This is a genomic window from Paenibacillus sp. PSB04 (assembly GCF_025809195.1).
GTDB classification, from domain to species: Bacteria; Bacillota; Bacilli; order Paenibacillales; family Paenibacillaceae; genus Paenibacillus_AQ; species Paenibacillus_AQ favisporus.
This window is the reverse complement of record NZ_CP081301.1, coordinates 5,964,226-5,976,621: the sequence shown is the minus strand read 5'-3', so window position 1 is coordinate 5,976,621 and position 12,396 is coordinate 5,964,226. Positions and strand designations below refer to the sequence as shown.

Here is a 12,396-nt window from a genome sequence, read left to right as displayed (position 1 = left end):
GGAAACTCCTTTAATGATATTATATCTAAAAACCGAAATACAAGGGTTTAAGCGGTGAATGGTAGAAGCGGAGAGATTTCGGGATGTCCACTCATTTGACAATGAGAATCATTATCAAGTAAGATGAATACAGTCCGGAAATCACGGAGCCGACATGAGGCGATGATTCCGCAGGAATACAGCAATCATATCGATTGACGGGAGGAACCACCTATGTTTATTCAATTGAGAACAATGGCTGTGCAAAAAGGGTACAGCGAACAGGTTGCGGCCAGATTCACCAAGGACGGCCCAATGGACGAGATGAACGGTTTGATCGACAGAACGGTCATGGTCAATACCCGTGGAAGAGAGCAGGACGAAGTCGTCGTCATGATCCGCTGGGAATCCCAGGAAGATTGGAAAAATTGGGAGAAAAGCGACGCGCATCTTCAAGGTCATCGCGACAAGAAGGGCCAGGAGCCGCCAGCCTATATGATCAGCACAACCGTCAAAATGTATGAAGTGCAGGCTGTGAAGCCGGGCAAGGCTTCTTCCAGCACCAATTAATATCGGGAACCAAGAAAAAACCGCCACTAATGGCGGTTTTTTGTAGTCTTCATGATTATTCCGGGGCGTTCTCTCCGGCCGTCTCTGCAGTTGCTGCACGGTTTCTGCGCCCGTAAATCCGGTACAGTACAATCCCGAACACCGTTCCCGCCAGCGACATGCCGGAAATCGTCAGAAACAGCGTCCTCCCGCCGAATGCCTCATACAGCGCACCACCTGCAAAGGAAGCGATAATGCCGGAAACCCCGAAGAACAGCAGCGCCAGCACCGTCTGCCCGGTTGCCCGCCATTCGACCGGAACGATGCGGTACAGGTACTGAATGGCGGCGGAATAAAACACCGGAAAGGTGAGCAGCTGCAGTAACTGCAAATAGGCGAGGAGATGCGGGTCCTCAATCCAGGCCGATGCGAAAAAGCGTATAAAGTAAAAGAATCCTGAAAAGGCGATCAGCATCAGCTCGCTGCCTTTGCGAAGCCACCAGAAGCTCAAGGCGAACACGACGATCTCGCTTCCGGCTGCCAGAAACCAGGCTTGTCCCACCAGGCTGGCCTTCCCGCCCAGCTCCTTGATGTAAACTCCTAAATAAGTATCGTTCATCCGCGCGGGGATCGAGCTAATAAAGACCAGGATGAGAAAGAGCAGAGTTTCTCTGCTGCTGAGAAAATGCTTCAGGCTGGAAAGGGTGACCGGTTTGCCCGACACCGGAGCGTCCGGCATGAACAGCGTAATGACAAAGCTGATCAGACCAATGGCCGCAAACAAATACGCCAAGCTGTGCGCGCCGAACGAAGTCATGATATAGCCTGCGAATAATGACATCACTGCATAGCCAAGCGCCCCATAGGTGCGAAGCGAGCCGTAGCTGATCCCCGCCGATTCCGCGACGCGGAAATTCAGGCTTTCCGTCAGCGGATCGACCGGCATTAGAAAAAAGTAGGTGAGCATGGCAAACAGGATGATCAGGCTGTACGTGCCGGTATGGTACAGGATAAAGCCGGTCATGATCGCGCAAACGAGAAGGAGCAGCAGCACTTTCCGGATCGTTTTGGTCCGGTCGCTGATCATCCCCCACAGCGGCTGGGCCACAATCGTGATAAATCCTCCCGTACCGACGATGAAGCCGATCTGGGAAGGCGACAGTCCCTGCTCATCAAAATATACGGGGAGAAACGGGATGAAAATGGCCAGCAGGGCGAAAAACAGAAAGTTAAACGCTTTAACAGGAGCGGAAGTTCTCATGGGTACAATAGATCCCTCACGTCATTTGGAAATAAGTTGAATTGCGTTAGGACATTGTATCATGAATCTATCATTTTCTAAATCACCGATTTGTCACGGAAGGGGCGGACGTAGTATGGTAGACTAGAGTTACAGACTTCAACAATAGCGGGGGAAATGATGATTAAATTGGTATCTTGGAACGTGAACGGGCTCAGGGCCTGTGTCAATAAAGGTTTTATAGAATATGTAAAGCAAGTGGACGCGGACATCTTCTGCGTGCAGGAGACGAAGCTCCAGGAAGGGCAGATCTGCCTGGACGGGATGGACGAGTATTACCAATACTGGAACTACGCCGAGAAGAAAGGCTATTCCGGTACCGCCGTCTTTACTAAGCAGAAGCCGTTGTCCGTGTACTCCGGGCTGGAAGAGGACGTGGAGCCGGAAGGGAGAATCCTTACGCTCGAGTACGAAGGCTTTTACTTGGTCAACGTGTATACGCCCAACGCGCGCCGCGATCTGTCGAGACTGGATCTCCGGCTGGAATGGGAGGACCGGTTCAGAAGCTACATTCAGCAGCTGGATGCGCGAAAGCCTGTCATCATTTGCGGGGATCTAAACGTCGCCCATCAGGAAATCGACCTGAAGAATCCGAAGTCGAACCGTGAAAACTCGGGTTTTACTCCTCAGGAACGCGGCAAAATGACTGACCTGCTGAATACGGGGCTGATCGATACGTTCAGACATTTTTACCCGGAGCAGGAAGGCGCGTATACCTGGTGGTCCTACATGCCCAAAATCCGTGAGCGGAACGTGGGCTGGCGGATCGACTATTTTCTCGTATCGGAACGGCTTGCCCCGTCCCTGATTGACGCCCAGATCGATCATCTGATCCTGGGGAGCGATCATTGTCCGGTGAAGCTGCTGATGGACGAAACGAAGCTGTAAACGGTGGGTCTTGTCCTTGTAATCCGTCATCCCTTGGCTCACTGCGGCAATCAACATGATCAGACAATGCAGCGGTGAGTGAGGGGCATGATCCCACTTTTTAATACCACCCACAAAGATAGGGTGTTGACAATCCGGTAAACCGTATGCTAATTTATTTCTATAAATTTAGAAATACGAAATCAGGAAGGAGGAGGGGAATATGAACGAAGATGTGGAGTCCAAGCAAGCCGTAAAAATATACAAGGCACTGGGCGAACCGACTCGTTTGAAAGTGGCGATGATCCTTTCCCGGGAAGGTGAAGCCTGCTGTTCCACGCTTGGGACCAAGCTGGAAACTGTAGCGGACTCCACGCTGTCCCATCATCTGAAGCAGCTGGCAGAGAGCGGTCTGCTGGATTCGCGTAAGGAAGGCACCTTCATTTTCTACTGCCTGAACCGTGAGGTAGCGCAGAAATATGCGCCATTTCTGTTGAACTAATTTTTTTTGTCCTTTATTTCTATGATTGTAGAAATACGAAAATATTATTCAAAGGAGTTTGATTGCATTTATGACCAGCACCTGGAAGATTTACATTTTGGCCATCATCAGCTTTTTGGTAGGTACCTCGGAATACATCGTTTCCGGTATTTTGGATAAAATTGCGGATTCGATGGGCATTACAGTCGTTGCCGCGGGTCAGCTGATTACCGTGTTCTCGCTGACATACGCGATCGCTACGCCTGTTCTCATGGCCCTGACGGCAAGGTGGGACCGTCGCAGGCTGATGATCACGGCCCTCGGCATTTTCGTTGTCGCCAACATCTTGTCGTTCGTGCTGCCCGGATATGAACTGCTGCTGGCGTCACGTATACTGATGGCGCTTGGTGCGGGGATGGTCGTCGTCACGGCGCTTAGCATCGCCGCCAAAATTGCGCCTGAAGGTAAACAGGCTGGCTCTTTGGCCACCGTCATCATGGGCTTTACAGCTTCGCTCATCATCGGTGTGCCGCTCGGAAGAATGGTCGCGGCTGCTTTTGGCTGGAAAGCGGTATTTATCGGGATTGCTCTGCTCGGCATTGTCGCGATGCTCATCATTTCGGTGACCATCCCGCGGATTCAGGGAGACGCGCATGTGCCCCTTCGCCAACAGTTTTCCCTTCTGAAAAACCCGAAAGTTGCGCTGGGCCTGTCTATCAGTTTCTTTTGGCTGGGCGGCTACTCGGTGGCTTACACGTATTTGTCCCCTTATTTGCTTCAAATATCCGGATTGCAGGAAAGCCTGCTGAGCACGGCCTTGTTAGCTTTTGGCATCGCCAGCCTGGTCGGATCAAAAGTGGGAGGCTTCAGTGCCGATAAGAAAGGGGTGACCTTCACCCTGTTGAGCGGAATGACTCTTCACGTGATCGCTCTTATTCTGCTCAGTCTGGCCGGCCACTCGGCGTTCGCCGTGTTCGCCATCCTGATCTTGTGGTCATTCGCCGCATGGTCGACAGGACCGGCACAGCAGTACAATCTGGTGACGATTAAGCCGGAATCCTCCGGTGTCATGCTGGGGCTCAACCAATCGATGATGCAGCTGTCCATGGCGGCCGGCGCCGGTATCGGCGGCTTAGTCGTCTCGGGCGTCTCGCTGTCGGCGGTTACATGGATCGGGGCTGTGGGGGTACTGGTTGCAATGCTGGCGCTGCTCGGCTTGAATCAGCTGTCCGCACGGCGAAAGGTTGCGGCGACGGAATAAAGGAACGGGGCTTCCTCTCGCATGGAGCAGAGAAACTACGTTTATATCTAAAAAGAAAGCGGCCAGTCCTCTTTAGGGACTGACCGCTTTTGTTATTTTTAAACCCATTTGCCCGCGCGGAACACCGGCTCGACGGTGCCGTCCGGCAGCTCACCGTCAATGTCCAATTGGTCCGAACCGATCATGAAATCGACGTGCGTCAGGCTGACGTTGCCGCCTTTGGCGAGCAGCTCCTCTTTGCTCAGCTTGGTTCCGCCCTCGATATTGACCGGATAGCAGCTACCAAGCGCGAAATGGCAGGAAGCATTTTCGTCCACGCCCGTATTGTAGAAGACACGGTTCATGAGCGAAATCGGGGAGTCATGCGGCACAAGCGCCATCTCGCCGAGATAGGACGCGCCTTCATCCGTTTCCAGCAGCGACGTCAGGTCCTCGCGGCCCGATACGGCATCGTACTCCGTCACTTTTCCGTCTTTGAAGGTTAGCTTGATGCCTTCCACCAGCCGGCCGTTCAGGTTGAGCGGAAGCGTGCTGGACACCGTTCCGTTGACTCCGGTCCGCAGCGGCATCGTGTAGATTTCCTCCGTCGGCATGTTCGCCACAAAATACACGCCGTCCTCCTTCAAATCCCCGCCGCCGAGCCACAAATGCCCTTCCGGCATCTCGACCCGCAGGTCGGTGCCTGGCGCACGGTAGTGCAGGCTCTTATACCGCTTGTCGTTCATGTACTGCTGCCGTTTTTTCAGCTCGGCGATATGATCCCGCCAAGCCGCGACGGGATCCCCGCTGTCGACACGGTTCATGCGGAATACGGCTTCCCACATAGCCGGGACGCGCTCTTCCTCCGGCAAATCGGCGTAAACCTTGTTCGCCCAGGCGCGGGTCGGCGCCTTGATCAGCGACCAGCTGACCTTGTTGCTGCGTACGTAGGCCTGATACTTCTCGCGGGCCACCGCCGCCGCTTTTACGGCCGTCGATACTTTGGCGGAATCGATGCCGCGGAACAGCTCAGGGTCGGGCACCTTGATGTGCAGTACCGCGCCGCCGCCTTCGGCGAGCTGCTCCATCATGTCGGCCTGCCACTTCGGATAATAAGCGAAAGAATCGTCAGGCGCTTGTTCATACCGGATGCGGGTCACCTTCTCGTCGTCCCAATCGACCTGAACATATTTGGCGCCAGCCTCATAGGCTTTGGACACGATCTGCCGCGTGAAATCTACGGTTTCCAGCGGGGATTGCACAAGCAGCACCTGGCCGGGCTGGATGTTCACCCCGACCTTGATGACCAGTTCGGCGTATTTCTCCAGCATTTGTTCAAAATGATCCATGATTCAAGTTCCTCCATCGTATGTGAAATGGCATTCCTGCCGAGAAAAGAATGTCTGTCTACCAGTGTATCTCTATCCATTTCCTTGATGCAAGCTTATCGGGGCCTCCCGTCTTTTTCGAAAAACTTTTTTGCATGCCTACCGGAGTTTAGGTTTTTTTAAGTTTCGGCTGATATCGTGTTTGTCATATGAAGGAAGGGAGAATGGACATGAATAAAGCGGTAAAAAATGTGCTGATCATTTGCGGATGCGTCATTGTGATCGGCGCAGGGGGGACCTATTTTTATCAAAAAAACGCCAGTGCGACGAAAACGGAAACGGCGACCATTACATATGCCGTCGAGAGGGGCGACTTGTCCAAAACGGTAACGTCCTCCGGCAATGTGGAAGCACCCGAATCGGTGAACTTGAGCTTCAGCGGAAACTCCAAAGTGACCAAGGTCAACGTAAGCGTCGGGGAAGCAGTGAAAAAGGGGCAGCTGCTTGCAGCGATGGATGCAACGGCGCTGCAAAACGACCTGCTGTCAGCCCAGGCGAAGTATGACAGTGCCGTGGCGAAGCTGGACAGCATCCAGGCTGGAACGGACTCGGCTACCTTAAGCGAACAACAAGCCCAGGTGGCCAAGGCGCAGTCCGACCTGGAGAATGCCAAGACGGCGCTTACGAACGCAAAAAAGGCGGCCAATGCATCGTACCTGCAGGCACAGGTGGACAAGGCCAAAGCTGCCGTCATCAGCACGCAGGCCAAACTGGACGAAGCGAAGAAGGGGACGGACCCGTCCCAGATTTTATTCGCTCAAGTCGCGGCGGATAATGCCCAGAATGCTTATAAACAAGCGGTATCGCAGCAGAGCAATCTGGATCAGCTGAAAGAAGCGGTTACCAATGCCGAATCACAGGTGGATAGCGCGTCCCGCGCCTATGATCAGGCGGTTTCGCAGCTGGCCAAGCTGCAGGAAGGGTCGGCTGAAAGCGACGTGGCCAGTGCCAAAGCCGACGTGGCCATGGCACTCGCTGCCTTGAACGACGCCAAGGCCAACGCAGCCGGGGCCAAAATTTATGCGCCGTATGACGGGATCATTTCCGCCGTGAACGCCAAGGTCGGGGAGACGGTCGCCGGCGACGCTGCTGCGGCCATTTCCATGTTCTCAACCGGCGGAAGCTTCCGGATTTCGGCCTCCATTGACGATACCGATATCACCGATGTGAAGGTCGGCCAGGACGTCAATATAACATTTGACGCTCTCACGGGCGTAACGCTGAAAGGGAAAGTCGTGTCCAAGGCGGTGCTCGGGGAAGCGCAGACCAGCGGCGTCGTGACGTTCCCGGTCGGCATTGAAATCACAGCGGGCCAAGATAACGCAGACAAGCTGATTCCGGGTATCAGCGCGACGATTGCCATTATTACCGACGGTAAGAAGAATGTATTGAAAGTTCCTGATGCGGCGATCAAGTCGTTTGGCGGACGGAAAATCGTCATGGTCGACAAAGGCGGCAAAGAGGAGCAGGTGGAAATTACAACCGGCCTTGATGACGGGGCTAATTCCGAAGTGCTGACCGGATTGTCCGAGGGCGACAAGGTGACCATTACGATGACGACGACAAAGACGAGCACCGGAACGAGCCAGGGAACCATGGGCGGCTTTGGCGGCATGGGCGGTATGGGCGGCTTCGGAGGCATGAGCGGAGGCGGCGAGATGCGGCAGTTCAACCGCGGCGGCGGAACGGGTGGAACCGGAGGAACTGGCGGAGGCGGAGCACGCAGCGGCGGCATGGGAGGTGGCGGACAGTGATCACCTTTGATCAAGTGAAGAAAATCTATGCATCGGGCGAGAACGAGGTCCAGGCGCTGAAGGGCGTCACCCTTCAAATCGATGAGCGCGAGTTTGTCTCCATTATGGGACCGTCTGGTTCAGGAAAATCGACCATGATGAATGTGATCGGCTGTCTGGATAAACCGACTTCCGGTAAGTACATGCTGGACGGCATCGACATCGGCTCGGCATCGGCCAAGCAGCTGTCGGAGGTGCGCAACCGCAAGATCGGCTTCGTCTTTCAAAACTTTAATCTTCTCAAGCGAACTTCGGCCATTGAAAACGTCGAGCTTCCGATGCTGTATGCGGGCAAAAACAAAAAGGAGCGGCGGGAGAAGGCCGAGTACTGCCTTGAGCTGGTCGGCCTGAAAACCCGGATGCATCACAAGCCGAATGAGCTCTCCGGGGGACAGCAGCAGCGGGTAGCTATTGCCCGCGCCTTGAGCAACGACCCCGCCATTATTTTGGCGGACGAGCCGACGGGCAACCTGGATACAGCATCATCCGAGGAAATCATGGGCATATTCCGGAGACTGAACGAAAAGGGGCATACGATCGTCATCGTCACCCATGAACCTGACATCGCCGCCCATACGAAACGGGTCATTTGGTTTCGCGATGGCCTGATCGAGACGGATCGGCCGAATACGGAGCGTGAGCGGGTATGAATGTGGGGGAACTGCTGCGCATTTCAATCCGAAGCTTACGGTCCAACATGCTGCGCTCCTTCCTGACGATGCTTGGAATCATCATCGGCGTGGCGACCGTCATTGCCATGATTTCCATCGGTCAGGGAACGAGCAAGCAGGTGACGAGCCAAATCCAGAGCCTGGGTTCCAATCTGATCACGGTTACCGCAGGCTCGGGGTCGTCAACCGGCACAGCGGCAGGGGGCAGCCAAGGCGGAAGCACGGGCACGCTGAACATTTCCGACGCTGACCCGATCTCCAAAATCGATACCGTGAAGTACGTCGCGCCGGTCTCGCAGGTAAGCGCGCAGCTGCTGAACGGATCGAACACGGCCTCCGCCACGATCATCGGCTCGACGCCGGGCTATGCCGACATCAAATCGTGGGAGACGGACATCGGACGTTTCTTTACGGAGGATGAAGTCAATGACCGGGCAAAGGTCGTGGTCCTTGGCGCAACGACGGCGGAAACGCTATTTGGTGAAGCGGGCTTCGATGCGGTCGGCAGCATGATCAAAATCAACAACATCCCGTTTCGGGTCATCGGTGTGCTCAAAGCCAAGGGTTCTTCGGGAACGGTTGACCAGGACGACACCGTCATCGCGCCGATCACGACGATTCAGTCCCGGTTTCAGACCGGGAGCTCCCGGAGCAGTGTCCGGCAAATTTTGGTCGAAGCCAAATCTACCGACGTGATCAACAGCACCATGGCGCTGATCCAGTATACGATGCGCCAAAGCCATAAACTTGGCGGGGCCGACGATGATTTCAGGGTTCAAAGCCAGGAGGATGTCATGTCCTCCGCCGAAAGTGTCACCAAAACGCTGACTCTCTTTCTAGGCGGCGTGGCGGCGATATCCCTGCTCGTCGGCGGAATCGGCATCATGAACATCATGCTGGTGTCCGTTACCGAACGGACGCGGGAGATCGGTATCCGGAAGGCGATCGGGGCCAAGGAAGGGACGATTCTATCGCAGTTTCTGTTTGAATCGGTCACCTTGGCTATTCTGGGCGGTGTGATCGGCGTCATCCTTGGCTTCGGCGGCTCCAAGTTCGTCGGCAAGCTGATGGACGTGACCACCGCGGTGTCCATGAACTCCGTGCTGCTTGCCGTCGGGTTCTCGGCCTGCATCGGTATCGTATTCGGTGTATTCCCGGCAAGACAGGCCGCGAAGCTGGATCCGATCGAGGCGCTGCGGTATGAATAGGCCGCCGTTTGTGACGAACGGATTGATGTGAATCGGATACCAACCGACTCAAGAACATTACATCTTGGGTAGAAAAAAGGGCATTTCACCGAATGATGTTCGGCGGAATGCCCTCTTGCATTTTATGAAGCCGTTGCCCGGCGTATTTGTGCTGCCGATACACGGCTCTTTAAGTGTCCCTTGGAAAACCGGGCCATACCGATGGCTGGTTTATCCCAGCTGTTTTTCCGCCGCATCCACCGTGTGCTTCAGCAGCATGGCGATGGTTACCGGTCCGACGCCCGCAGGGACGGGTGTAATGGCGCTCGCTTTTTCCAGACATGCCTCATAATCAACGTCCCCGACATTGCCTTCATTGTAGCCTGCGTCCAGAATGACGGCCCCGTCCTGAATCCAGTCTCCCTGAATGAATTTCGGTTTGCCTACTGCGGCAACAACGATCTCTGCCTGGGACACGATATCACCAAGGCCTTTCGTTCTCGAATGGCAGATCGTGACCGTGGCATTGCGGTTCAGCAGCATCAGCGAGACGGGCTTGCCGAGAATCGGGCTGCGGCCGACAACAACAGCGTGCTTGCCTTCTACAGGAATCCGGTAGTAATCCAGGATGGTGATGATGGCCGCCGGGGTGCAGGAAGGATAGGCGGCAAAGCCGAAAGCATTCTGCGCAAATCCCAGCGTGGTGACGCCGTCGACGTCTTTTTCAATGGCGATCGCGTCAAATGCGGCCCTTTCATCAATCTGATGGGGAACCGGATGCTGCAGCAGAATTCCGTGAACGTTCGGGTCGGCGTTAAGCTTCTGAATTTCACGGATAAGCTCCTCGGTCGTCGTCCCCGCATCCAGTGTGATTTTTAACGATTCCATCCCGAGCCGTCTGCAGGCATTGCCTTTCATGCGCACGTATGTGGCCGATGCCGGGTCGTCGCCTACCAAAATGGTCGCCAGGCAGGGGGTAATCCCTTGCTCGGACAGCCGTTTCACCCTGCTAACCAAGCCGTCCTTAATGTCCTGCGCCACGCGCGCTCCGTCCAAAATCAGCGTTTGTTCTGTCATTGTCTGCATCTCCTTTAAATCATGGTAAGGTCCAGAAAAACATAAAGAGGCAAGGGGAAATTCCCCTTACCTCTGCCCAGGCGTACGGCTGTTTATATCCATGTGCTCCCTCATGGTTCATCCCATGTTTCCGCCAGTCGCACACAGTCCATCTATGTAGAATGATACCTTATTGTGCTTACGGGCACAATGGGGAGTTTTGAGAATGATGCTTATGTGCCGCCGTTTCTTTTAAACACGATGTAATCCATTTTTGTCTCAACCAGCACCATCAGCTGCTGCGCCATATAAGACGCCGTGTATTTAAAATCAACCTCTGCCCAGTGCATAATGACCCCCACCGTGGCCGACATCCGGTAGCTCAGCATGATTTCGTAGTCGATCGGCGGCTCGGTCGGTTCCATTTCGATATGCATGTCCTTTCGCATCGACTCCCTGAGCCTGTCGTACATGTCCATCGCCAGCTTTCCGCGTTCGACTCGCGATAAGGCCAGGAACACATCTTTATGCTGCTCGATATGTTCAAACAAGCGCAGCCCCGAGGGGTAGGTCATCGAGGCTTCAATTCGCTCCAGGCCCTCATACGGCTTGACGAGCAGTTCGGCGATGCCCTGCAGAAACTCGTCGTGGATTTCCTTGAGCAGGTCTTCCTTGCTGACGAAATGCTTATAAAAGGTGCCCCGGTTATAGTCTGCACGGGCTGCGATGTCCATAATAGTCACCGAATCGAAGCCTTTATCGAGAATTAAGGAAACGAGAGCGGATTTGAGCGCCTGCCGGGTTCTTCTGGCTCTGCGGTCAAGAACGTGTTCATCTGTCAAATGCATCTGCCTCCAGCTTGTCGTTTCTCCTATTATAACGTAAGTTGGGATGCCGCCAAAACGCAGAAAATCATCAACAAAAAGAAGGTAAATGTTCAAGATTGTCATGGTTCGGTGACATACGGCGGCAATCTGTTGGATAGATGACATTATTTCGAAATATGATTATTGTGTAAACAATTAATAAGGGTGTAACCTATACATGTAGCAGACATGAGCTATAAAGCCTATAAATCATTTTATAAACTTTGTTGAAAAGGAAGCGATTCAGTCATGAGTCAAACACAAACGAAAACTGCAGTCATTACCGGCGCGGCCGGAGGAATCGGGAAAGAGCTGGCACGGCGTTTGGCCGAGCGCAAGCTGAACCTCGTCCTGGTCGATCTGAAGGAAGATGCGGTCAAGAGCGTCGTCGAGGAGCTTGGCCTGAACGATACCAATTCACTGGCGATCGCTGCCGACGTATCCAAAGAGCAGGACGTGCAGAACTATGTGAACCGTGCTGTTGAAAAATTCGGCACCATCGATTACTTTGCGAACAATGCAGGGATTGAGGGCCCTACTGGGCTAATCGAAGAGCAATCCGTGGAAGCGCTTGATCTGGTATATAACGTCAACGTCCGCGGGGTGTTCCTGGGGCTGCATTACGTTATTCCAGTTATGAAAAAGCAGAATTCCGGCGCAATATTGAATACGTCTTCGCTTGCAGGCCTGATGGGCGCGCCAGGAGTGGCCCCATACATTATGTCCAAGCATGCCGTGATCGGCTTGACGCGCGTTGCTGCCAACGAGCTGGCTTCGCTGGGCATCCGGGTTAATGCGGTTCTGCCTGGAACGATCAACACCCGGATGATGCGGCAGATTGAGGCGAACTCCGGCAATGCAGAAGCGTACAAAGCCGCCAATGAAGCGGCCACACCGATGGGCCGTTACGGCGAGCCGCAGGAAGTAGCGGCGGTAATGAACTTCCTCCTCTCCGATGAAGCTTCTTTCGTTACAGGTTCCCTGTACACGGTTGACGGCGGGATGGTCGGTCAGTAATC

Annotated in this window: 12 protein-coding genes and 1 riboswitch; of the genes, 8 read left to right on the top strand and 4 right to left on the bottom strand. The window is 54.2% G+C overall.

Features of this window, described 5'->3' with window-relative positions; all coding sequences use genetic code 11:
• Positions 1–213 precede the first annotated feature (213 nt).
• Positions 214–549 (top strand): antibiotic biosynthesis monooxygenase, encoded by a 336-nt coding sequence (locus K2F33_RS27465; RefSeq protein WP_076167530.1) that lies wholly within the window; start codon positions 214–216, stop codon positions 547–549.
• A gap of 55 nt (positions 550–604) precedes the next feature.
• Here K2F33_RS27465 and K2F33_RS27460 read toward each other — a convergent pair whose 3' ends face one another.
• A complete protein-coding gene (locus K2F33_RS27460) occupies positions 605–1,789 on the bottom strand; it encodes an MFS transporter (protein ID WP_263880068.1) in 1,185 nt (394 codons plus the stop codon).
• 162 nt (positions 1,790–1,951) lie between these two features.
• Between K2F33_RS27460 and K2F33_RS27455 the strand changes: the two genes are divergently transcribed.
• The 3 genes from K2F33_RS27455 (at position 1,952) to K2F33_RS27445 (ending at position 4,437) form a co-directional block, all read left to right on the top strand.
• Positions 1,952–2,716 (top strand): exodeoxyribonuclease III, encoded by a 765-nt coding sequence (locus K2F33_RS27455; RefSeq protein ID WP_263882463.1) that lies wholly within the window; start codon positions 1,952–1,954, stop codon positions 2,714–2,716.
• A gap of 202 nt (positions 2,717–2,918) precedes the next feature.
• A complete protein-coding gene (locus K2F33_RS27450) occupies positions 2,919–3,197 on the top strand; it encodes an ArsR/SmtB family transcription factor (protein WP_076167525.1) in 279 nt (92 codons plus the stop codon).
• 70 nt (positions 3,198–3,267) lie between these two features.
• A complete protein-coding gene (locus tag K2F33_RS27445; protein WP_263880065.1) occupies positions 3,268–4,437 on the top strand; it encodes an MFS transporter in 1,170 nt (389 codons plus the stop codon).
• Positions 4,438–4,535: 98 nt separating this feature from the next.
• Here the strand turns inward: K2F33_RS27445 and K2F33_RS27440 are convergent, their stop codons facing one another.
• Positions 4,536–5,765 (bottom strand): aminopeptidase, encoded by a 1,230-nt coding sequence (locus K2F33_RS27440; protein ID WP_263880064.1) that lies wholly within the window; start codon positions 5,763–5,765, stop codon positions 4,536–4,538.
• 209 nt (positions 5,766–5,974) lie between these two features.
• On the opposite strand from K2F33_RS27440, the gene K2F33_RS27435 reads away from it, so the two are divergent.
• The 3 genes from K2F33_RS27435 to K2F33_RS27425 are packed head-to-tail and all read left to right on the top strand — an operon-like array spanning position 5,975 to position 9,476.
• A complete protein-coding gene (locus K2F33_RS27435; protein ID WP_263880062.1) occupies positions 5,975–7,558 on the top strand; it encodes an efflux RND transporter periplasmic adaptor subunit in 1,584 nt (527 codons plus the stop codon).
• A complete protein-coding gene (locus K2F33_RS27430) occupies positions 7,555–8,247 on the top strand; it encodes an ABC transporter ATP-binding protein (protein WP_318671394.1) in 693 nt (230 codons plus the stop codon). Before K2F33_RS27435 ends, K2F33_RS27430 begins: the two co-directional genes overlap by 4 nt.
• Complete coding sequence (locus K2F33_RS27425) at positions 8,244–9,476, top strand: ABC transporter permease (RefSeq protein WP_076167513.1); 1,233 nt, start codon at positions 8,244–8,246, stop codon at positions 9,474–9,476. The genes K2F33_RS27430 and K2F33_RS27425 overlap by 4 nt, the downstream gene beginning before the upstream one ends.
• A gap of 210 nt (positions 9,477–9,686) precedes the next feature.
• Here the strand turns inward: K2F33_RS27425 and K2F33_RS27420 are convergent, their stop codons facing one another.
• Complete coding sequence (locus K2F33_RS27420) at positions 9,687–10,532, bottom strand: bifunctional 5,10-methylenetetrahydrofolate dehydrogenase/5,10-methenyltetrahydrofolate cyclohydrolase (protein WP_089546707.1); 846 nt, start codon at positions 10,530–10,532, stop codon at positions 9,687–9,689.
• 67 nt (positions 10,533–10,599) lie between these two features.
• Positions 10,600–10,683, bottom strand: a riboswitch (ZMP/ZTP riboswitch).
• 61 nt (positions 10,684–10,744) lie between these two features.
• A complete protein-coding gene (locus tag K2F33_RS27415) occupies positions 10,745–11,353 on the bottom strand; it encodes a TetR/AcrR family transcriptional regulator (protein WP_076167508.1) in 609 nt (202 codons plus the stop codon).
• A 273-nt stretch (positions 11,354–11,626) separates the two neighbouring features.
• On the opposite strand from K2F33_RS27415, the gene K2F33_RS27410 reads away from it, so the two are divergent.
• Entirely contained in the window at positions 11,627–12,394 is a 768-nt protein-coding gene (locus tag K2F33_RS27410; protein WP_076167506.1) for an SDR family NAD(P)-dependent oxidoreductase, read from the top strand.
• Positions 12,395–12,396 lie beyond the last annotated feature (2 nt).

Excerpts from the sequence above, each read along its gene's own strand:
- K2F33_RS27420 (WP_089546707.1), bottom strand. The coding sequence starts at position 10,532 with ATGACAGAACAAACGCTGATTTTGGACGGAGCGCGCGTGGCGCAGGAC.
- K2F33_RS27425 (WP_076167513.1), top strand. The coding sequence starts at position 8,244 with ATGAATGTGGGGGAACTGCTGCGCATTTCAATCCGAAGCTTACGGTCC.
- K2F33_RS27450 (WP_076167525.1), top strand. The coding sequence starts at position 2,919 with ATGAACGAAGATGTGGAGTCCAAGCAAGCCGTAAAAATATACAAGGCA.
- K2F33_RS27460 (WP_263880068.1), bottom strand. The coding sequence starts at position 1,789 with ATGAGAACTTCCGCTCCTGTTAAAGCGTTTAACTTTCTGTTTTTCGCC.
- K2F33_RS27440 (WP_263880064.1), bottom strand. The coding sequence starts at position 5,765 with ATGGATCATTTTGAACAAATGCTGGAGAAATACGCCGAACTGGTCATC.
- K2F33_RS27445 (WP_263880065.1), top strand. The coding sequence starts at position 3,268 with ATGACCAGCACCTGGAAGATTTACATTTTGGCCATCATCAGCTTTTTG.
- K2F33_RS27410 (WP_076167506.1), top strand. The coding sequence starts at position 11,627 with ATGAGTCAAACACAAACGAAAACTGCAGTCATTACCGGCGCGGCCGGA.
- K2F33_RS27465 (WP_076167530.1), top strand. The coding sequence starts at position 214 with ATGTTTATTCAATTGAGAACAATGGCTGTGCAAAAAGGGTACAGCGAA.
- K2F33_RS27435 (WP_263880062.1), top strand. The coding sequence starts at position 5,975 with ATGAATAAAGCGGTAAAAAATGTGCTGATCATTTGCGGATGCGTCATT.